Origin of the sequence: Allobosea sp. Root381 (assembly GCF_001429395.1) — a bacterium.
GTDB lineage: Bacteria > Pseudomonadota > Alphaproteobacteria > Rhizobiales > Beijerinckiaceae > Allobosea.
Window position 1 is genome coordinate 38,282 of sequence record NZ_LMJT01000014.1, and the last position, 20,661, is coordinate 58,942.

General features: G+C 68.7%; 18 protein-coding genes and 1 riboswitch. Of the genes, 13 read left to right on the top strand and 5 right to left on the bottom strand.

All coding sequences use genetic code 11. The annotated features are described in order from the left end of the window. Positions 1-83 precede the first annotated feature (83 nt). Positions 84-2,123, top strand: coding sequence for an NAD(+) synthase (locus ASE63_RS14030; protein ID WP_056802069.1), 2,040 nt, complete (start codon positions 84-86; stop codon positions 2,121-2,123). Positions 2,124-2,135: 12 nt separating this feature from the next. On the opposite strand, the gene ASE63_RS14035 is transcribed toward ASE63_RS14030, so the two are convergent. The 5 genes from ASE63_RS14035 to ASE63_RS27740 all read right to left on the bottom strand — a co-directional run bounded on the left by ASE63_RS14035 (position 2,136) and on the right by ASE63_RS27740 (position 7,239). Next, a complete protein-coding gene (locus ASE63_RS14035; protein ID WP_056802071.1) occupies positions 2,136-2,891 on the bottom strand; it encodes a glucose 1-dehydrogenase in 756 nt (251 codons plus the stop codon). Further along, positions 2,864-3,907, bottom strand: a complete 1,044-nt coding sequence (locus ASE63_RS14040) for a 2-dehydropantoate 2-reductase N-terminal domain-containing protein (RefSeq protein ID WP_056802073.1) — start codon at positions 3,905-3,907, stop codon at positions 2,864-2,866. The genes ASE63_RS14035 and ASE63_RS14040 overlap by 28 nt, the downstream gene beginning before the upstream one ends. Continuing rightward, positions 3,904-4,857, bottom strand: coding sequence for an isoaspartyl peptidase/L-asparaginase (locus tag ASE63_RS14045; protein WP_056802075.1), 954 nt, complete (start codon positions 4,855-4,857; stop codon positions 3,904-3,906). The genes ASE63_RS14040 and ASE63_RS14045 overlap by 4 nt, the downstream gene beginning before the upstream one ends. A gap of 59 nt (positions 4,858-4,916) precedes the next feature. Further along, positions 4,917-6,509: an ABC transporter substrate-binding protein gene (locus ASE63_RS14050; RefSeq protein WP_056802150.1), complete on the bottom strand. Its 1,593-nt coding sequence runs from the start codon at positions 6,507-6,509 to the stop codon at positions 4,917-4,919. Between the two features lie 187 nt (positions 6,510-6,696). Continuing rightward, positions 6,697-7,239 carry a MarR family winged helix-turn-helix transcriptional regulator gene (locus ASE63_RS27740; protein WP_162261772.1) on the bottom strand — a complete coding sequence of 181 codons (543 nt, stop codon included), beginning with the start codon at positions 7,237-7,239 and terminating at the stop codon, positions 6,697-6,699. A gap of 204 nt (positions 7,240-7,443) precedes the next feature. Between ASE63_RS27740 and ASE63_RS14060 the strand changes: the two genes are divergently transcribed. From ASE63_RS14060 to ASE63_RS14115, 12 genes are all read left to right on the top strand, one after another. Beyond that, a complete protein-coding gene (locus tag ASE63_RS14060) occupies positions 7,444-8,145 on the top strand; it encodes a creatininase family protein (protein ID WP_056802077.1) in 702 nt (233 codons plus the stop codon). Positions 8,146-8,296: 151 nt separating this feature from the next. Beyond that, the gene (locus ASE63_RS14065; RefSeq protein WP_056802078.1) at positions 8,297-9,271 is read left to right on the top strand and encodes an ABC transporter permease; all 975 of its coding nucleotides are present in this window, start codon (positions 8,297-8,299) and stop codon (positions 9,269-9,271) included. Further along, on the top strand, positions 9,268-10,164 hold the full coding sequence (locus ASE63_RS14070; protein ID WP_056802080.1) for an ABC transporter permease: 897 nt from the start codon (positions 9,268-9,270) through the stop codon (positions 10,162-10,164). The genes ASE63_RS14065 and ASE63_RS14070 overlap by 4 nt, the downstream gene beginning before the upstream one ends. A gap of 115 nt (positions 10,165-10,279) precedes the next feature. After that, positions 10,280-11,986 carry an ABC transporter ATP-binding protein gene (locus ASE63_RS14075; RefSeq protein ID WP_056802082.1) on the top strand — a complete coding sequence of 569 codons (1,707 nt, stop codon included), beginning with the start codon at positions 10,280-10,282 and terminating at the stop codon, positions 11,984-11,986. A 105-nt stretch (positions 11,987-12,091) separates the two neighbouring features. Beyond that, positions 12,092-12,991, top strand: coding sequence for a polysaccharide deacetylase (locus tag ASE63_RS14080; protein WP_056802085.1), 900 nt, complete (start codon positions 12,092-12,094; stop codon positions 12,989-12,991). Positions 12,992-13,876: 885 nt separating this feature from the next. Beyond that, positions 13,877-15,043, top strand: a complete 1,167-nt coding sequence (locus ASE63_RS28415) for an OmpA family protein (protein ID WP_244491409.1) — start codon at positions 13,877-13,879, stop codon at positions 15,041-15,043. Positions 15,044-15,183: 140 nt separating this feature from the next. Further along, positions 15,184-15,477: a hypothetical protein gene (locus ASE63_RS14090; RefSeq protein ID WP_056802088.1), complete on the top strand. Its 294-nt coding sequence runs from the start codon at positions 15,184-15,186 to the stop codon at positions 15,475-15,477. A gap of 75 nt (positions 15,478-15,552) precedes the next feature. After that, on the top strand, positions 15,553-15,750 hold the full coding sequence (locus tag ASE63_RS14095) for a hypothetical protein (protein WP_056802090.1): 198 nt from the start codon (positions 15,553-15,555) through the stop codon (positions 15,748-15,750). A 37-nt stretch (positions 15,751-15,787) separates the two neighbouring features. Further along, a riboswitch (TPP riboswitch) is annotated at positions 15,788-15,891 on the top strand. Between the two features lie 83 nt (positions 15,892-15,974). Continuing rightward, a complete protein-coding gene (gene thiC / locus ASE63_RS14100) occupies positions 15,975-17,849 on the top strand; it encodes a phosphomethylpyrimidine synthase ThiC (RefSeq protein WP_056802091.1) in 1,875 nt (624 codons plus the stop codon). Then, entirely contained in the window at positions 17,846-18,586 is a 741-nt protein-coding gene (locus ASE63_RS14105; protein ID WP_056802093.1) for a hydroxyethylthiazole kinase, read from the top strand. Before thiC ends, ASE63_RS14105 begins: the two co-directional genes overlap by 4 nt. 53 nt (positions 18,587-18,639) lie before the next feature. Next, positions 18,640-19,380 (top strand): SprT family zinc-dependent metalloprotease, encoded by a 741-nt coding sequence (locus ASE63_RS14110; RefSeq protein ID WP_056802095.1) that lies wholly within the window; start codon positions 18,640-18,642, stop codon positions 19,378-19,380. 63 nt (positions 19,381-19,443) lie between these two features. Next, positions 19,444-20,640 (top strand): multidrug effflux MFS transporter, encoded by a 1,197-nt coding sequence (locus tag ASE63_RS14115; RefSeq protein ID WP_056802097.1) that lies wholly within the window; start codon positions 19,444-19,446, stop codon positions 20,638-20,640. Positions 20,641-20,661 lie beyond the last annotated feature (21 nt).

Genomic DNA, 20,661 nt, shown 5'->3' on the forward strand with positions numbered 1-20,661 from the left:
CGCGCCGTTCCGCCTTGCCGCGCCGGCGCTTCCCGCGCGATAGAATGGGGAACGCCGTTGCGGCGCGACGATACGGATCGGCGATGAGCTTCTCGAACATCCAAACGCATGGCCTCGTCCGGCTCGCCTGCGCGGCGCCGCGGCTCAAGGTCGCCGATCCCGCCTTCAATGTCGCCGAGACGCTGCCGCTCCTGCGCCGGGCCGAGGAGCAGGGCGCCTCGATCGTGCTCTTCCCCGAGCTCGGGCTCAGCGCCTATGCGATCGACGACCTGCTCATGCAGGGCGCCCTGCTTGAGGCCGTTCAGGCCGCGCTCGGCGAACTGGTCGAGGCGAGCCGAAAGCTTCGGGCGGTCGCCGTGGTCGGCGCGCCTTTGCGCGTCGAAGGCCGCCTGTTCAACTGCGCAGTGGCGATCCATCGTGGCCGCATCCTCGCCGTCGTGCCGAAAACCTATCTGCCGAATTACCGCGAGTTCTACGAGCGCCGGCAGTTCGCCTCGGGCGAGCGCGCGGGCGTCGCCTCGATCCGGCTCTGCGGGCAGGAGGTGCCCTTCGGCACCGACATCCTGCTCACCGCTTCCGACGTGCCCGATCTCACCATCCATATGGAGATCTGCGAGGACGTCTGGCTGCCGGTGCCGCCGAGTTCCTTCGCGGCGCTGGCGGGGGCGACCGTGCTGCTCAATCTCTCGGCCAGCAACGTGACCATCGGCAAGTCGGACTGGCGCCATGCGCTCTGCAAGGCCCATTCCGGCCGCTGCATCGCGGCTTATGCCTATTCCGCCGCCGGGCCGGGCGAGTCGACGACCGATCTCGCCTGGGACGGGCAGGCGATGATCTACGAGAACGGCGCGTTGCTGGCCGAGGCGCAGCGCTTCGCCCCCGAGCCGCAGCTCATCCTCGCCGATATCGACATCGAGGGGCTGGCGCTCGACCGGCTGCGGATGAACACCTTCGGCGACAACGCCGATGCCCTGCGCGACCGGCTCGCCTTCCGCCGCGTCGAATTCGCGCTGGAGCCGGATCGCGAGAGCGATCTCGGCCTCAGGCGCGAGGTCGACCGCTTTCCCTACGTGCCGAACGACGATGCGAGGCTGAACGAGCTCTGCTTCGAGGCCTACAACATCCAGTCGCACGGCCTGCGCAAGCGGTTGGAAAGCGCCCGTGTCGAGAAGCTCGTGATCGGCGTCTCGGGCGGCCTCGATTCGACGCAGGCCCTGCTGGTCGCCGCCGATACGGTGGATGCGCTCGGCCTGCCGCGCTCCAGCATCCTCGCCTATACGCTGCCGGCCTTCGCCACCACCGCCGGCACCAAGGGCAATGCCTGGCGGCTGATGCGGGCGCTCGGCGTCACCGCGCAGGAAATCGACATGACGCCGGCCTGCCGGCAGATGCTGGTCGATATCGACCACCCCTTCGCCAGGGGCGAGCCGGTCTACGACATCACCTTCGAGAACGTGCAGGCGGGCGCGCGCACCTCGCTGCTGTTCCGCCTCGCCAACCGGCACAACGGCCTCGTACTCGGCACCGGCGATCTCTCGGAGCTGGCGCTGGGCTGGTGCACCTATGGCGTCGGCGACCACATGTCCCATTACAACGTCAACGGCTCGGTCTCGAAGACGCTGATCCAGCACCTGATTCGCTGGGTCGCCGAAACGGACCGCTTCGGCCCGGAGGTTTCGGCCACGCTCGACGACATCCTGGCGACCGAGATCTCGCCCGAGCTGGTGCCGGGCGAGGGCGACGAGCCGGCCCAGAAGACCGAGGATTTCGTCGGTCCCTACGCGCTGCAGGACTTCAACCTGTTCTACACGACGCGCTACGGCTTCAAGCCGAGCAAGATTGCCTTCCTGTCACAGCATGCCTGGTCGGATGCCGCGCGGGGCGATTGGCCGCCGCATATGGAGGCGTCGAAGAAGCTCGCCTACGACCTCGCCACGATCAAGAAGTGGCTCCGCGTTTTCGTGCGCCGCTTCTTCGAGACCAGCCAGTTCAAGCGCTCTGCCGTGCCGAACGGCCCGAAGGTCTCCTCCGGCGGCTCGCTCTCGCCTCGCGGCGACTGGCGCGCGCCGAGCGACGCCTCGGCGGCCGCCTGGCTTGCCGATCTCGACCGCATTCCGGATTGACGCGAAGGCGGGCTACGACCGCCCGCCATCCACCGACAGCACCTGCCCGGTGATCCAGCCGGCCTGGTCGCTCAGGAAGAACAGCGTCGCGGCCGCGATGTCCTCAGGCGTGCCGAGGCGGCGCGTATGGATGCTCTCGACCAGCCGCTCCTGGCCTTCCGCGCCATAGCTCTGCCATTGCCGCTCGCTCGCGGGATTGGAGCGCACGAAGCCGGGCGCGACCGAGTTCACCGTGATGCCATGCGGTCCGAATTCCCAGGCGAGCTGCCGCGTCAGCCCGACCAGCGCGTGCTTCGCCGAGGCATAGGCCTGGATGCCGGTCAGGCTCGGACGTAAGCCCGCGCCCGACGAGATCGTGACGATACGGCCCTGGCCGGCACGCTTCATCGCGGGAGCGGCGGCCTGCGCCAGGAAGAAGGCGGCATCGACATTCGCCGCGAAGATCACGCGCCAGTCCTCCTCGGAAATCTGCTCGATCGGCCGGCCCACCTGCCCGCGGACACCGCCGGCGGCATGGACCAGGAGGTCGAGCCTGCCGCTGCGGGCCGTGACGGCCTCGACCAGCGCCGCGGCGCTTTCGGGCGAGCCGAGATCGACTTCGTGCGGGACGGCCCCGATCGCCGCCGCCGTGGCCGCGACGCCTTCTGCATCGATGTCGGCGAGATGAACCGTCGCGCCGGCCTCGGCCAGGGCGGCCGCGATGGCGCGGCCGATGCCCTGCGCCGCGCCGGTGACCAGGGCTACGCGCCCGTCAAAACGGATCTGCATTGCTCGATCAGCACCTTCAGCGTGTCGGGGGATTGCGGGCGCCGGCCCTCCTCGACGTCATGGATCAGTTCGACCATCGTCTCGATCGCCGGCGTCGCCACGCCGACCTCGCGGCCGATCGCGGCGATGATGCCGATCTGCGGATCGACCTCGGTCTTGCGCTTGCGCACGGCGAGGTCGCGCCAGATGCCGGAATGCGTCTTGGCGGTCTTGGCCGTGTAGTCGGCGAGCCAGGCGATGGTCTCGATCTGCGGGTATTCCGGCCGGCCGGGCGCGAACACCATCGGGTCGAATTCGCCGAAGCCCAGCGTCGAGACGCCGCGTGCATCCGCCACTGCCGCGACCTCCTGCCCGAGCGCGAGCCAGACGACGAGGCGCTCCGGGTCGGCGAAATTGGCCGACATCGAATCCTCGGTCAGCGCGGTGGCGAACAGCATCGCGCCATAGGAGAGCTTGCCCCAGAGATAGCCCCAGATGTTGGTGGTCAGCACCGAGGCTGGCGCGAAGATGCGCAGCAGCTTGTGCATCGCCAGCGCCCGCGCGCTGATCTGCCCGTTGATCTCGCCGACGACCACGGCGCCGGCATTGCCGTAGAGGATCTCGCCCGGCCCGTGCCAGTCCGCCCCGAAATTGACGAAGCAGCCCATCGTCCGCGCGGCGCCGACCTCGCGGGCGATGGCGATCTCGTTCAGCCCGTTCTGGGCCGAGAGCACGAAGCCGTCCGGGGCGAGGTGAGGGGCGAGCGCAGCGATCGCGGCCTCGGTCGCGCCCGCCTTCACCGCCAGGACGATGCATTTGTAGGTGCCGGTCAGCTCGTCCGGCGTCACGGCGGGGATCACCTGCCGGAATTCCTCGATCGGCCCGGTGATCGCAAGCCCGGTCGTGCGGCACGCCTCGACATGTTCCGGCACGATGTCGACCAGCAGCACCGGAATCCCGGCGCGGGCCCAATAGGCGCCGAGCGTGCCGCCGATCGCGCCGGCGCCCCAGATCAGGATGGGTTCCTGCGCGCTCATGCGGCTCCCGCGATTTCGACCTGCGCATGGGTAGCGACATGGACGATGCCGTCCGGCGTCACCCAGCCGCGATACATGCCCTCGGTATTGTAAGGCGCGACGATCGCGCCATCCGCGCCGATCGCGACCAGCCCGGCGCCGATCTTGTGCTCGGAGAGCTCCGCCAGGACCGCAGCGCTCGCCGCATCCAGCGCGAGGTCCTTATAGGCGATCAGCGACGCTATCTCGTGGCCGACGCAGTAGCGGATGAAGTATTCGCCTTTGCCGGTGCCGGAGACGGCGCAGCGCCCGTCCCGGGCATAGGTGCCGGCGCCGATGATCGGCGAGTCGCCGACGCGGCCGACGGGCTTGTTGGTATAGCCGCCGGTCGAGGTCGCGGCCGCGAGATGGCCTTGGCGGTCGAGGGCGACGGCGCCGACCGTCCCGTGCTTCTCGGCTTCGCTCGCCTCTGTCGCAGTGCCGACCAGTTCCCGAATCTTCATCGAGGCTAGGCTCTTGCGCCGGCGTTCGGTCGAGAAATACGCGTTCTCGACCATGTCCAGCCCTTCCTGAGCGGCGAAGGCGTCGCCGGCAGCGCCCGCCAGCAGCAGCGGATCGCCGCGCCGCATCAGGGCCTTGGCGGCGCTGACCGGGTTGCGGATGCGCCTGACACCGGCGAGCGCGCCCGCAGCCAGCGTCGCCCCGTCCATGATCGAGGCGTCGAGCTCGTGCTCGCCCTCGCTGTTGAAGGCGGCGCCATGCCCGGCGTTGAAATGGGGCGAATCCTCCATCACCCGCACTGCGGCCTCGACGGCATCGACTGCGCTGCCGCCCTTGGCCAGGATCGCCCAGCCGGCCCGCAGAGAGGCGGCCAGCGCCGCGCGCGCCTCGGTCCATTCGGCCTCGGACAGCTCGGACAGGGGCAGCGTGCCGCAGCCGCCATGGATGGCAAGGGCGATGGTGTCTGTCATCAAACGAAGGAACCTCGACGGAAACCCCTCCCCTTGTGGGGAGGGGATGCGGCTGCGCGTTACTTCTTGACCGGCTTGATGTCCATCGCCAGCGTGTCCTCGTCGATGCGCGGCGCGATCGTCACCTTGTCCTTCTGCATCGCCCAGGCCGAGCCGACGGCGACGATCGGCAGGCGCGGCCGGTCCTTCGCGACGATGGCGTTGGCCTGCGAAAGCAAGTCGTTCCGCTTGGCCTCGTCGAGTTCCACGGCGGCATCCTCGATCAGCTTGTCGAGCGCCTCGTTCTTGTAGCCGAGCACGTTGAAGGCGCCGAGCTTCTTGGCCGGGTCGTTGGAGTGGACGACAGAGGACAACGTGTAGTTGGCCTCGCCGGTCAGCGTGCCCCAGCCGGACATCGCCAGCGAAAACTCGGCGCGGCTGCGGGCCGGGAAGAACACGGCCGCCGTTTGCGCATTGGCGGTCACCTCCAGCCCGATCCGCGCCAGCATCTGGGCGATCGACGTGCCGACCTGCCGGTCGCCCGGCAGGCGGTCGTTGGTGAAGGAGAAGGTCGCCTTGAAGCCGTTCGGATAGCCGGCCTCCTCCAGCAGTTTCTTGGCCCGCGCGATGTCGACCTTGATCGGCGGCAGGCTCTTGTTGAAGCCGGCGATGGTCTCGGTGACGAGCTGGTTCACCGGCGCGCCGAGGCCTTCCATCGCGATCTCGACCAGAGCCGGCCTGTCGATGGCGATGTCGATTGCCTCGCGCACCCGCGGGTCCTGCAGCGGGTTCTTCGGCAGCGGCAGGCCGTCCTTGCCCGTGACCTGAGGGGACTTGTCGCGCAGGTCGAGCTCCATGTTGAAGACATAGACCGTGTCGACCGTGGAAACCGCGAGCTTCGGATCGCGCTTCAGCGTCGCGACGTCGGAGGCCGGCGCGCGCACGATGATGTCGACCTGGCCCGCCTTGAGCTGGGCGACGCGCGCGGCATCGTTGGGGAGTTCCTTGCGCACGACCCTGGCCCAGGGCTCCTTGGGGCCCCAATAGTCGTCGAAGCGCTCGAGCACGAGCTGGTCCTTCGGCGTCCAGGAGACGAACTTGTAGGGTCCGGTGCCGATCGCCGCCTTGCCCGAGTTGAAGGTCTCGTTGGCATTGTCCTTGGTCAGGCCGGCAGCGGCCTTGGCCGAGACGATGAACAGGCGGATGAAGTCGTTCGGCAGGTTCGGCGCCGGGCCGTCGGTGACGATCTGGACCGTCAGCGGGTCGACGATCTTCACCTCCTTGACGCGGCGGATATAGATCGTCGTCGGGTTGGGTCCGGACACGACCGGGACGCGCTCGATCGAGAACTTGACGTCCTCGGCGGTGAAGTCCGAGCCGTCATGGAATTTCACGCCCGGCCGCAGCTTGAACTCCCAGACATCTGGCGCGATCGCCTTCCAGCTTGTGGCCAGCCTGGGCTCGATCTGCAGCTTGTCGCCGGACCAGGTCAGCGTGTCGAAGACATGCTTCAGCGCCTCGGCATGTGTGCCGGTGGCGGTGAAATGCGGGTCGATCGAATCCGGCCCGGCGCGGACCCCGATGGTCAGGTTCTGGGCCAGGGCCGTCGAGGAGACGGAGGCGCCGAGCAGCAGGGCGAGGGCAAGCGGGCGGAGTGCGAGGGACAATGTCATGGTCGGGCTCCTTGAGGTCTTCGGTGGCGCAGCGGCGATGCCGGAGCGTCCGGCATGATGGCGGATCGGGACGCGGAAGAAATTCTGTTGCTGCAGGCCTCGCAAGGACGGCGTGCCATGGCCTGCGGGCGCGTTGGAAAGAAGGTTCTGCTCCTCCGGGCTAGGTATCGTGACCCTTCGTCGCGGCTTATTCCTGGCCGTCGAGGTCGGTCGGCCAGGCTGGGGAGGCGATGACGAGCTTGTCCATCAATTCGCAGAGCTGGCGCTGCTCGCCTTCGGTCAGGGCCGACAGCATCGCCTTCTGCTGCCGCAGCATCAGCGGCAGCGTCTCGTCGAAGATCGCCCGGCCCGGCGCCGTCAGGTACAGGACGAAGCTGCGCAGGTCGCCGCGGTCGGTCTCGCGCCGGAGCAGCCGGCGCTGCAGCAGCCGCTGGATCGCGCGGCTGAGCGTGTTCTTGGGCAGGCCCGAGGAGGCGACGATGTTCTTTGCGGCGACCCCGTCCTTGAGGCCGACCGCATAGAGCGCGACGAATTCCGGGCGGACGAGGCCGTAGCGGGTCTCGATCCAGCGATAGACCGGGTCGTTGAAGCGGAAGGCCACGAAATTCAGGCGGAAGGAAAGCCAGCAGGGATTGTCCCAGAGCTTGGTGACGGTCAGCGGATCGAGCTCGCGGAGCGCCTGTTCGCGTTCCCGGCCGACATGCGAAAGGGCCGTCGGAGCGTGTTGCATGCCCAAGCCCTCCTGCTTCCGATTGGTTCCAAATGGAACTTGACGCTGCTGTTTGCCAGAGTCAAGCTTGTCGGAATGGAGGATGCTGGAGCATTGGCGGCCCGGCAAACCGTTTCTCCGGCGCTGGCGCCGCGAGACACGCGAAACCGGGCTCGGCATTGCTGCCCTTCGAATGCCGATTGACTTGAAAGCAAGGATCGGGCCGTGCGTATCGCCGAGATGAACTGGATGCAGGTCGAGGCCCAGGCGAAGCGCGATGACCGCTGCGTGCTGCCGTTGGGCTGCGTCGAGCAGCATGCCTATCTCAGCCTCGCGACCGACGCGATCCTGGCCGAGAAGGTCGCCAACGACGCGGCCGAGCCGCTCGAAATCCCCGTCTTTCCCGTTCTGGCCTATGGCATGACGCCGGGCTTCGCCGCCTATCCCGGCACGGTCTCGCTGCGCATGAGCACCTATGTCGCGGTGATCGAGGACATGCTCGAGGCGTTCTACCGCTCAGGCTTCCGCCGCATCGTGCTGGTCAACGGCCATGGCGGCAATGCGCCGGTTATGACCCTGGCGACCGAATGGATGGGCAAGCGGAGCGATGCCAGCGTGCGTCTGCACAACTGGTGGGCCGGGCCGCGCTTCCAGGCGGCGGTTCAGGCGGTCGATCCGGCGGCCTCGCACGCCTCCTGGATGGAGAACTTCCCCTGGACGCGACTGGAAGGCGTCGCCATGCCGGATGGGGTCAAGCCGCCGCTGGATGTCGCCCGCTACCAGGCCGCCGCGCCCGCCCGCAAGCGCGAGATCCTCGGCGACGGCAATTTCCACGGTCGTTACCAGCGCACCGACAGCGAGATGCTCGGCCTCTGGCAGGTCGGCGTCGAGGAGACGCGGGCGGCGATGACGGAGAACTGGCCGTGACGCGGCCACCCTCCCTCAGCCCTCATCCCGAGAAGCCACGTCAGCGGCCTCTCGAAGGATGTTCCAGCGCGGTCCGGATCATCCTTCGAGAGGCGCCCGCGGCGCTCCTCGGGAGGAAGGCTGCGAGAGGCGGCTTGTTGTTCTCGCCACCATGCTAGGCCACGTCCTCATCCGGTTGCTTCAGGCGCTCGTCGTCATGCTCGTCATGTCGGCGCTGGTCTTCATCGGCGTCTATGCCATCGGCAACCCGATCGACGTGCTGATCGGCCCCGATGTCAGCCAGGACATCCGGCTCGATACCATCGCGCGCTACGGGCTCGACCAGCCGCTCTGGCGCCAGTATCTCACCTTTCTCGGCCGCATCCTGCACGGCGATTTCGGCCGCTCCTTCGTCTTCGGCATGCCGGTGCTGGAGCTGATCCTGTCGCGGCTGCCGGCGACGCTGGAACTAACGCTCGCAGCCGTATGTGGTGCGGCGCTGATCGGCATCCCCGCCGGAATCTACGCCGGCTACCGGCCGGACGGCCTCGCGGCCAAGGCGATCATGACGATCTCGATCCTCGGCTTCTCGGTGCCGACCTTCTGGATCGGGCTCGTGCTGATCATCGCCTTCGCGGTCGAGTTGCAATGGCTGCCGGCCGGCGGTCGCGGCGAGACGGTCGCCATCTTGAGCGTCGAATGGAGCTTCCTCACCTTGAACGGCGTCAGCCACCTGCTGCTGCCGGCGGCGAACCTCGCCTTCTTCAAGCTGGCCTTGATGACGCGGCTGGCGCGCGCCGGCACCCGCGAGGCGATGCTCTCCGACACGGTCAAGTTCGCCCGCGCCGCCGGGCTCTCGGAATGGACGGTGCTGCGCCGGCACGTGCTACGGCTGATCGCGATCCCGCTCGTCACCGTGTTCGGGCTCGAATTCGCCTCGACGCTGGCGTTTGCCGTCGTCACCGAGACGATCTTCTCCTGGCCAGGCATCGGCAAGTTGATCATCGACTCGATCACCTCGCTCGATCGGCCGGTGATGGTCGCCTATCTCATGCTGGTCTCCTTCGTCTTCATCATGATCAACTTCCTGGTCGATCTCGCCTATGTCGGGCTCGATCCGCGGCTGCGCCGGGCGGGTTCGCGATGAGCCAGGCCTCGCTCGCCAAAGAGATTTCGCCCATCGCCCGTTTCTGGGCCGAGTTCCGCGAGAGCAAGGTCGCGGTTGCGGCGCTGGTCGTCGTCGTGCTGATGCTCGGCGTCGCGATCTTCGCGCCGCTGGTCGCGCCGCAGAACCCCTACGACCTCGCCAACCTCGTCCTCACTGACGCCCGCCGCCCGCCGGGCTATGTCGGCTTCGGCGGCTACACCCATATCCTCGGCACCGATGCGCAGGGGCGGGACTTGTTCTCGGCCATCCTCTACGGCCTGCGCATCTCGCTGCAGATGGGGCTGATCGCCGGCTCGCTGGCCTTTATCGTCGGCGTCACGCTCGGCATCGGGGCGGCCTATCTCGGCGGCAGGCGCGAGGCCTTCATCATGCGCGTCATCGACCTGCAGCTCGCCTTCCCGGCGATCCTGCTGGCGCTCGTGCTGTCCGCTCTGCTGGGGCAGGGCAAAACCCAGCTCATCGCCGCGCTTGCCGCCGCGCAATACGCCTACTTCGCCCGCACTGCCCATGGCGCCGCTTCGGCCGAACGCGGCAAGGACTATGTCGAGGCGGTGCTCTCGACGCCGCTGCCGGGCTGGCGCGTCGTGTTGAAGCATATCTTCCCGAACTGCCTGCCGCCTCTGATCGTGGTCGCGACGGTGCAGGTGGCGAACGCGATTGCTCTGGAGGCGACGCTCTCCTTCCTCGGCGTCGGCCTGCCCGTTACAGAGCCCTCGCTCGGCATGCTGATCTCGAACGGCTTCCAGTACATGCTGTCAGGCCGCTACTGGATCTCGATCTATCCCGGCATCGCGCTGATCCTGCTCATCGTCGCCATCAACCTCGTCGGCGACCGCATCCGCGACCAGGTCAATCCGAGGCTGAAGCGATGAGCCGCGCTCTTCGTCATCGCGAGCGTAGCAAAGCAATCCAGGGGCCGTCGAGCGAGCCCCACTGGATTGCTTCGTCGGCTGCGCCTCCTCGCAATGACGGCGGAGGAGCGGCCTGATGACCGACGCGCCCCTCCTCGAGGTCACCGATCTCGCTACCCATTTCGAAACCCGCGCCGGCGTGGTGAAGGCCGTCGACGGCGTCTCCTTCAGCCTCGCCCGCGGCGAGGTGATGGGCCTCGTCGGCGAATCCGGCTCCGGAAAGAGCATCACCGGCTTCTCGATCATCGGGCTGATCGATCCGCCGGGGCGCATCGTTTCCGGCTCCGTCAGGCTGGAGGGCCGCGAGCTCGTTGGGCTGCCCGCGGCGGAGCTGCGCGCCATCCGCGGCAAGGCGATCTCGATGGTCTTCCAGGACCCGATGATGACGCTGAACCCGATGCTGACCATCGGCGCGCAGATCGGGCTGTCGCTGGAGGCGCATGAGAAGGTCTCGGGTGCCGAAAAGCGCAGGCGCGCCATCGCGGCGCTCGCTCAGGTCCGCATTCCCGAGCCCGACAGCAAGATCGACTTCTACCCGCACCAGTTCTCCGGAGGCATGCGCCAGCGCGTCGCCATCGCGATCGCGCTGCTGCACCGGCCGAAGCTGATCATCTGCGACGAGCCGACGACCGCGCTCGACGTCTCGATCCAGGCCGAGATCCTGGCCGAGATGAAGGAGCTGGTGGCGGAGCTCGGCACCGCCCTGATCTGGATCAGCCACGACCTCGCGACCGTCGCCTCGATCGCCGACCATGTCTGCGTCATGCGCCACGGCAAACTGGTCGAGACCGGCCCGGTGCTACAGGTCCTGACCCGTCCTCAGCATTCCTACACGCAGGCCCTGCTCGACGCGCTGCCCTCCCGCGCGAAGCCCGGCACGCTGCTGGCGCGCGGCGCCGGAACCGATGCCGCGCCGCCGCCGCGCCTTGCGCGCCGGCCGGAGCCGGCACGGGCGGGCGCCGGCGCCCACCATGTCGTGGTCGAGCATGTCGGTAAGCGCTTCCAGCACAAGGCCGGCGTCCTGCGCCTTCTGGTGCAGAAGGCCGGGCTCGCCCGTCCGCTGCCACTCGTCCAGGCGGTCGACGATGTCAGCCTGTCACTGGCGCGGGGCGAGGCGCTCGGCCTGGTCGGCGAATCCGGCAGCGGGAAATCCACGCTCGGCCGCATGGTCGCGGGCATCTATGCGCCCGACAGCGGCCAAGTCCGGCTCGACGGCGAGCCGGTGATGAGCGCGGGCGAGCGGCCACACAAGACGACGACGCGCATCCAAACCATCTTCCAGGACCCATTTGCTTCGCTCAATCCGCGCATGCGCATAGGCGACGGCATCGCCGAGGGCCCGCTGGCGCATGGGCTGGTGACACGGGCGGAAGCCCCGGCCTATGTCGCGCAATGGCTCGCCGCCGTCGGGCTCGACCCGACCTTCGCCGGCCGCTATCCGCACCAGTTTTCGGGCGGCCAGCGCCAGCGCGTGGCGATCGCCCGTGCGCTCGCCATGCAGCCCGATGTGGTGGTCTGCGACGAGCCGGTCGCCTCGCTCGACGTTTCGATCCAGGCGCAGATCATCAACCTGCTGATCCGGCTGCGGCAGGAACTCGGCCTGACGCTGCTCTTCATCTCCCACGACCTCTCGGTGGTGCGCCATCTCTGCGACCGCGTCGCGATCATGCATCGCGGCCGCATCGTCGAGAGCGGCCTGGCCGGCGCGGTCTACGACAATCCGAAGGACGCCTACACCAAGCGCCTGCTGGCGGCCGTGCCCGTGCTGCCGGTGGCCACCTGACCCAGGCGTCATTCTCGGGCGAAGCGTAGCGCAGACCCGAGAAACTCCCGCCAGAGATGCTCGGGTCGAGCCCGAGCATGACGCGAACCAAAGGAGCAACGCCCGATGCCCGAACCCGAACTCCTTCCCTGGCAGTGGCCGGAGGAGACCTGGCGCGCCAAGGTCGAACGCGTCCGCGCCGGCCGTAACCTGAAGCCTTCCGCCTGGAAGGACGGCGCCCGCTGCGCCGTCGCGCTCTCCTTCGACGTCGATCACGAGACCAACGAACTGCGCGACGGCGGCAATTCAGTCGGGCGGCTGTCCTGGGGGCAATACGGCAACCGCGTCGGCATGCCGCGCATCCTCGATCTGATGAAGAAGGAGGATATCAAGGCGAGCTTCTTCGTCCCCGCCGTGACCGCGCTGCTCTATCCGGACGAGCAGCGACGCGTCATCGCGGAAGGCCATGAGGTCGGTCTTCATGGCTGGATCCACGAGGTCAACACCGCCGTCCCGCCGGATGCCGAGCGGGAGCTGCATCTGCGCTCCGCCGATACGCTGGAGAAGGTCACGGGCGTTCGTCCTGTCGGCATGCGGACCCCGTCCTGGGATTTCTCGGAGGTGACGCTTGCGGTCGAGCGCGAACTCGGCCTGCTCTACGACTCCTCGCTCTTCGCCGATGACGACCCCTATGAGCTCGTCGAAAAGGGCGAGCCGACCGGCATCGTTGAACTGCCGGTCGAATGGATCCGGGACGACGCGGTCTATTTCAACATGAACCGTTTCCAGGCCCTTCGTCCCTATACGGCGCCGGAAGCCGTGTTCGACATCTTCCGCCGCGAATTCGACCGCGCCTATGAGGAGGGCGGGCTGTTCCTGCTGACCATGCACCCGCATGTGATCACCTACCGCTCGCGCATCTGGATCCTCGAGAAGCTGATCGCGCATATCAAGGAGATGCCGGGCGTCTGGTTCGCGCGGCATGACGAGATCGCGGCCTTCGTGAAGGCCGAAGCCGGCATCTGACGTATCCGGACTTCCTTGGCGGCAGCCGCGACCGCGGGTCGCGGGCCGTTTTGCCGCCGGAACAACGCCGGATTCCCGCCGTTTTTGGTTCAGGGGGCATTCAGCGCGGCGGCGCGTTGATGGCCCAATCTGGAACTGGAAACGGATCTCATGACGCGAAACAAGAACTGGCTTCTGGTCGGCACCATCCTTCCTTCCCTCGCCTTGGCGCAGGGCGGCTTCGCCGCGCCGCAGACGGGAGCGATGGTCGACAGGCCGTTCGAACTCGCCCAAGCGCCGCCGCCGGCCGAGGACCAGCCCGGCCAGCCGCGCCGCGAGCGCCCGCCCGGTCCGCCGCGAAGCCCGGAGGCTCCCGCAGCTCCCGGCGCTCCTGCGGCGCCTGCACCGCGCGCGCCGGCGCCTGCCGCACCTCCGCCAGCAGCCCAGCGCCCGGCCGAGCCGAGGGCTCCCGCTGCTCCGCCCGCCGCCGCTCCACGCCCGCCAGCCGAGGCCGCTCCGCCCGCTGCCGCCCCACGTCCGCCCGCCGAGGCAGCACCCGCTCGCTCCGCGCCAGAACCGCGCCGCGACCCGCCGATGCCGCGCCCCGCGCCGCCGATCGCCACGCCCGATGGCGCCGCTCCCGGAAGGCCGGTGCCCGTGCCGCCGGCGACCGGCGCGCCTACCGTGCGGCCGACGCCGCCGCGTCCGCCCGGCGCCGAGACGCCGCCGCCACGTGTCCCGGCCCCTGACCGGGCTGCTCCGCCGCCCGCAGCCACACCGCCAGCAGCCGCACCGCCTGCCGCCGCTCCGCGCCCGACACCGGCGGAGCCGGCGGCGCCGAGGCCCACTCCCGCCCCCCAGACTCAGTCCGCGCCCCCGGCTCCGCCGCCCCCTGCGGCTGCGCCGGTGGCGCCCGCCCAGCCCGCCACGCCGCCGCAGGCCGCTCCCGCCGCGCCGCCTGCCGGCAGCCCGCCCGGCGCCCCGCCGCGTCCGCCGCGCGAGGGCCGTCCCGGTCCGGGCCAGACCGAAGCCACCCCGCCCGCAGCGGCGCCTCCGGTACCCGGCCAGCCGCCGGCGCCCGACCAGCGCCAGGGCCGTCGCGACGGCATCGGGCTTGGCGGCGCAGCTGCGATCGGTGCGGCGGCCGGCGCGATCGGCGGCATCATGGCGACCCAAGGGGCCGACCGGATCGACGATATCCGCGGCCGCCGCGAGGAGCGGCGCGAGGGTGACGTCACCATCATCCGCGAGCCCGGCCGCACCATCCTGCGCGACGGCGAGCGCACCATCATCCGCCGCGACGAGACGCAGCGCTTCCGCGATCTCGGACTGGAAGGACGCACCGAGCGGCGGGGCGAGGAGAACCGCACCGTTTTCGAGCGCCCGGACGGCACCCGTATCGTCACGGTGACCGATGCGGATGGCCGGCTGATCCGCCGCGCTCGGCTCGATCGCAACGACCGCGAGGTGGTGATCATCGACAACACCCGCCGCGACCGGCCGCGCCAGCGCTTCTCGGACGAGGTCGTCGTGCTTGAGCGGCCGCAGCTGCGCATCCCGCGCGAGCGCTATATCGTCGATGCCGAGCGGGCCGATCGCGACCTGATCTACGAGACCATCGTCGCCCCGCCGCTGGCGCCGCTGCCGCGTCGCTACACCCTCGACGAGGTCCGCTACTCGCCCGATCTGCGGGCGCGGATGCGCAGCGTCGACATCGACACCGTGACCTTCGAGAGCGGTTCCTGGGACGTGGCGCAGGGCCAGGCTCAGCGCCTCCAGGTGATCGCGGATTCGATCCGGCGCGCGCTGCAGAAATCTCCGAACGAGGTCTTCCTCGTCGAGGGGCATACCGACGCCGTCGGCGCCGACATCGACAACCTGTCGCTCTCGGATCGCCGGGCCGAGTCCGTCGCCGAAATCCTGACGCGCGATTTCGCCGTGCCGGCGGAGAACCTGACGACGCAGGGCTATGGCGAGCAGTACCTCAAGGTCGCCACGCAGGAAGCCGAGCGCCAGAACCGGCGCGTCACGCTCCGGCGCATCACGCCGCTGCTCGCCGGCCAGCAGCGCTGACCGAGCCGATCACAGCCGAACGACGAAGGCCGCCGCAAGGCGGCCTTCTTGTAGGCTTGGCCGGAACTCTCGCGCAGTTCGCGTCGTTTCCTTGCAAAGGCCGGTTTGAGGCCATGTCACGGAATGCAGGGAGCCAAACGATGCAGCTTCGAAACAGCGTCTCGGCCGGTCTGATCCTCGCCGGAACGATCCTCGCCCCCATCGCCGCAAGCGCGCAGACCATGATGCTCGCGCCGCTGCCGCCGCCCCGTCCCTTCGATCTCGCGCTCGCACGCTCCGCGCCTGCGCTCGATCCCGATGCGACGTCGCGCGCTAGCGTCGCTGCGCGTGACGGCGTCGAGCGGCGCCAGCCCATGGCGGTGGCTCAGCGTCTGGATCGCGATGTGCCGATGCCGCGCGGCGTCCCTTCGATCATGGCCCCCGCGGGGCCTTGAGCGCGCATCCTGCGAGGCAGCGTTCATGAACGGTCAAGCTTCTGCGCCTATGGCTGGCGCAGGAGACTTGTAACCATGAGTGATTCCTTCGCCATCGCGCAGAGCTTCGCGGTCATGCAGGCGCTGGCCACCCAGCAGGCGCTGCAGACCGAGATGATGAAGCAGCAGGCGGCGTCCGAGCAGTCGGTGCTGGCGCTTCTGCAGCAGGGCGCCGAGCAGATGCAGGCCGTCCTCCCGGAAGGGCAGGGCCAGTCGGTCGACATCACCGCCTGAGGCGGTTGCACAACCTCCTAAGCCCGCCTAACCTCGATCCCGTTCCGAGGGGTGCTCGCAAGAGCTGAGATGGCCGTCAGGCCGAACCCATCGAACCTGATCCGGGTCATACCGGCGGAGGGACTGGAACGCGGTGCAGCGCCATAGTTGCATCCGCATCACAGCGCTTGAACCGCTTCGACGCCGGATCTCCTGAACCTTGAACAAGGCGGAGATCCTTAGAAATGAACATCCCCACCCCCCCGAAAAACCGCGCCTTCGGTGCGCCGACCGGCGTCACCAACGGGCCGATCATCGGCTCACGCAAGATCTATGTCCCGACGCCGCAGGATGCCTCGATCCGGGTGCCGTTCCGCGAGGTCCTGCTCTCGACCGACGCCGAGCCGGCTGTCAGGATCTACGATCCTTCAGGCCCCTTCACCGAAACCGATGCGAAGATCGACCTCAATGCCGGCCTGCCGCAGCCGCGGCGCGACTGGCTGAAAGGCCGCGGCTTTGACAGCGTTCCGGGGAGGGCAGTGACGGCCGCCGACAACGGCAACATCTCAGCCGACCACCTCGTCCCGGCCTGCCCAGCCGAGCGCCCGGTGCTGATGGCGCGGTCGCGCCAGATGGCGACGCAATACGAGTTCGCCCGCGCCGGCATCGTCACGGCGGAAATGATCTATGTGGCGCATCGCGAGAATCTCGGCCGCGCCGCCATGCTCGAGGGTGCCCGCGAGCGCCATGCCGACGGCGAGAGTTTCGGCGCCAGCATCCCGGAATTCGTCACGCCGGAGTTTGTTCGCGACGAGATCGCCCGCGGCCGCGCCATCATCCCGGCCAACATCAACCACCCCGAGCTCGAGCCGATGGCGATCGGCCGCAACTTCCTGGTCAAGGTCAACGCCAATATCGGCAACTCGGCCGTGACCTCGGGCGCGGCCGAGGAGGTCGAGAAACTGGTCTGGGCGATCCGCTGGGGCGCCGACACGGTGATGGACCTCTCCACCGGCCGCAACATCCACAACATCCGCTCCTGGATCCTGCGCAATTCGCCGGTGCCGATCGGCACGGTGCCGATCTACCAGGCACTGGAGAAGGTCGGCGGCGATCCGATCAGGCTCGACTGGGAGGTGTTCAAGGACACGCTGATCGAGCAGGCCGAGCAGGGCGTCGACTACTTCACCATCCATGCCGGCGTGCGGCTGCCCTATGTCCCGCTTACCGCGAACCGCGTCACCGGAATCGTCTCGCGCGGCGGCTCGATCATGGCGCGCTGGTGCCTGGCGCATCACAAGGAGAGCTTCCTCTACGAGCGCTTCGACGAGATCTGCGAGATCATGCGGGCTTACGACGTCTCGTTCTCGCTCGGCGACGGCCTGCGCCCGGGCTCGATCGCCGACGCCAATGACCGCGCCCAGTTCGCCGAGCTGGAGACGCTGGGGGAACTCACCAAAATCGCCTGGGAGAAAGGCTGCCAGGTGATGATCGAGGGCCCGGGCCATGTGCCGATGCACAAGATCAAGGAGAACATGGACAAGCAGCTGCGCGAATGCGGCGAGGCACCCTTCTATACCCTCGGGCCGCTCACCACCGATATCGCGCCGGGCTACGACCACATCACCTCCGGCATCGGGGCGGCGATGATCGGCTGGTATGGCTGCGCCATGCTCTGCTACGTCACGCCGAAGGAGCATCTCGGCCTGCCCGATCGTGACGACGTCAAGACCGGCGTCATCACCTACAGGATCGCGGCGCATGCCGCCGACCTCGCCAAAGGCCATCCGGCCGCGAAGATCCGGGACGATGCGCTCTCCCGCGCCCGCTTCGATTTCCGCTGGGAGGACCAGTTCAATCTGGCGCTCGACCCCGACACGGCGCGCTCCTTCCATGACGAGACGCTGCCGAAGGATGCCCACAAGGTCGCGCATTTCTGCTCGATGTGCGGGCCGAAATTCTGCTCGATGAAGATCACGCAGGATCTGCGCGCCGAGGTACTGGCGATGAGCGACAACGAACGCGCCAATCTCGAAGCGCTTGCTGCCGAAGGCATGGTGGCCAAGTCGAAGGAATTCCTCGACAAGGGCGCCAGCATCTATCTACCTGCGGCGGAATGAACGCTTTCCAGAAAAGCTTTGACACCGCGACCGTCTCTTCGGTCCTCGCGCGGGTGGCAGAACGCCGCCCGCGCATCCACTGCCTCACCAACACGGTGGCGCAGAACGTCACCGCCAACATGCTGCTCGCCTTCGGCGCCATCCCCTCGATGGCGAGCCATCCCGAGGAGGTCGCGTCGGTGGCGGCGGGCGCCGGCGCGATCCTGATCAATCTCGGCACGATCAGCCCGGAAGGCGAGCGGGCGGTGCCGAAGCTCCTGGAGGTCGCGCGTGCCGGCGGCAAGCCGCTGGTGCTGGACCCCGTCTTCGTCGAGCTCTCGCCGTTGCGCATGCGCCTCGCCGAGGAGGCGCTGCGCCTTTCCGGCATCGTCGTTCGCGGCAACGCTACGGAAATGCAGGCGCTGGCTCCCCGCTTCGCCCTGGCGCCGAGCGCGACGCGCGTCACCACGGGCCGTATCGACCGAATCGAGGGCCCTTCCGGCGTCGTCGATATCGGCCACGGCCATCCGCTGATGACGAAGGTCACCGGGCTGGGCTGCGCTTCGAGCGCTCTCGTCGCCGCCTGCTGCGCCGTCGAGCCCGATCCGGTACTCGCCGCCGCGACGGCACTCACCGCCTATGGCATCGCGGGCGAGATCGCCGCCGAGCGCAGCGCCGGGCCGGGCAGCTTCGCGATGCATCTTATCGACGCTCTTGCTGGCCTCGACCAAGCGACTCTCGCAACCCGCATGGGTTGAGCGCGGCCAAGGCCTCTTTCGGATCGTCCGCGAATCCCGCACAATCGCTGCCGATGCGGCTCTCCCTGTTCAAGCGCAAGCCCGATCCCGCGCAGATCGAGGTTCGCCATGGCGGCATGCTCTATCCGGTGCTGGTGAAGCGGCGGGCGAGTGCGCGCCGGATGACGTTGCGCGTCTCGCAGGCCAGCGGCGAGATCACTCTGACGCTGCCGGAGCGCGCCGATTTCGGCGCCGGGCGGATCTTCGCCGAGAACCATGGCGGCTGGATCGCGGCGCGGATGGCCAAGCGTCCCCTCGCGGTGCCCTTCGTGCCGGGCGAGAGCGTGCCTTTTCGCGGCACGCCGCATCGCATCGTGCACTGGTCGAAAGCGCGCGGCCTGACCCAGGCCACGCTCGACCCGGACGGCGCGCCGATCCTCGCCGTCGCAGGCGATGGCGCCCATGTCTCCCGTCGCATCAAGGATTTCCTGCGCCGCGCCGCCCTGCAGGACCTCGAGGAGGCAGTGGGCCGCCATACCGCCGCGCTCGGTATTCCGGCACGCCGGATCACGATCCGCGACACCACCAGCCGCTGGGGATCCTGCTCCTCGCGCGGCGACCTGAACTTCTCCTGGCGGCTGATCATGGCGCCGCCTCTGGTGCTGGACTATCTCGCGGCTCATGAGGTCGCGCATCTCAAGGAGATGAACCACTCGCATCGCTTCTGGGCGCTGACGCACAAGCTCTGCCCGCGCACGGAGGAGGCCGAGGCCTGGCTGAAGCGTAACGGCGCCGGGCTGCACGCCTACGGCTGAGCCTCGACAGCCTGATCGAGCGGGCCTAGACAGCCGCCTGCCGTTCACCGAAGGCCGCGCTCCATGAAGCTTCGCCCCGACACCCTGGCGATGACCGCCGTCCTCGCCATGCTGACGGCGCTCGGGCCGCTGGCGACAGATTTCTACCTGCCGTCCCTGCCGGACATTGCGCGGGTGATGGGCAGCGACGTCGCCGGCGCCCAGGCAACGCTCTCCTCCTTCCTCTTCGGCTTCGCCGGCGGCCAGCTCCTCTGGGGCCCGCTATCGGACCGGCTTGGCCGCAAGCCGGTGCTGCTGGTCGGCTTCGGCATCTTCGTCCTGGCGACCCTGGCCTGTGCGCTGGCGCCCTCGATCGGCGCGCTGACCGCGGCCCGCGCCTTCCAGGCGCTCGGCGCCTCGGGCCCGATCGTGCTCGGCCGCGCCATGGTGCGCGATCTTTACGAAGGGCCGCGCGCCGGCCGCGAACTGGCGCGGATGGGCATGATCATGGGGCTGGTGCCGGCGGTCGCGCCGGTGCTCGGCGGTCTGCTGCAGCAGGCCTTCGGCTGGCGCTCCACCTTCGTCGCCTCGCTCGTCTTCGCCATCGGGCTGGCGGCGGTCGTGATCCTGTTCCTGCCCGAGACGGTGCGCAGCCGCTCGCGCGAGCCGCTCTCCTTCCTCGCCATCATCCGCGGCTTCGGCACCTTGCTCGCGAACCGGGCCTTCCGCGTCTATGTCGGGCTCACCGCGCTGGCCTATGGCGGGCTGTTCGCCTTCATCTCCGGCTCGTCCTTCGTGCTGATCGACATCTACGGCCTGACGCCGATCCGCTACGGCCTGTCCTTCGGATTCGCGGTGCTGGGTTACATCCTCGGCACCATCATCGCGCAGCGCCTGGTCGGTTCGCGCGGCATGGACGGGGTCATCGCGCTCGGCGTCGCCTGCCTCGCGGCCGGTGGCCTTACCATGCTGCTCTGCGTGCTGAGCGGCTTCGGCGGACCGCTGGGCGTAGTGGTGCCGATGGCGCTCTATGCCTGCGGCGTCGGGCTGACCATGCCGCAGGCCCAGGCCTCGGCGATGATGCCGTTCCCGGATCGCGCCGGCGCGGCCTCCTCCTTCACCGGGCTCTGCCAGATGCTGTTCTCGGCCTGCGTCGGGCTCCTGGTAGGCCACGCGCTGAAGAGCGGCGCGCTGCCCCTGCCATTGGTGATGTCGGCGATCGGCGTCGCGGCGCTGGCCCTGTTCCATGCCAGCGCGGCGGTGCGGGCAGCGAAGAGCTGAGAGCCGAGGGACCTTCGTCCC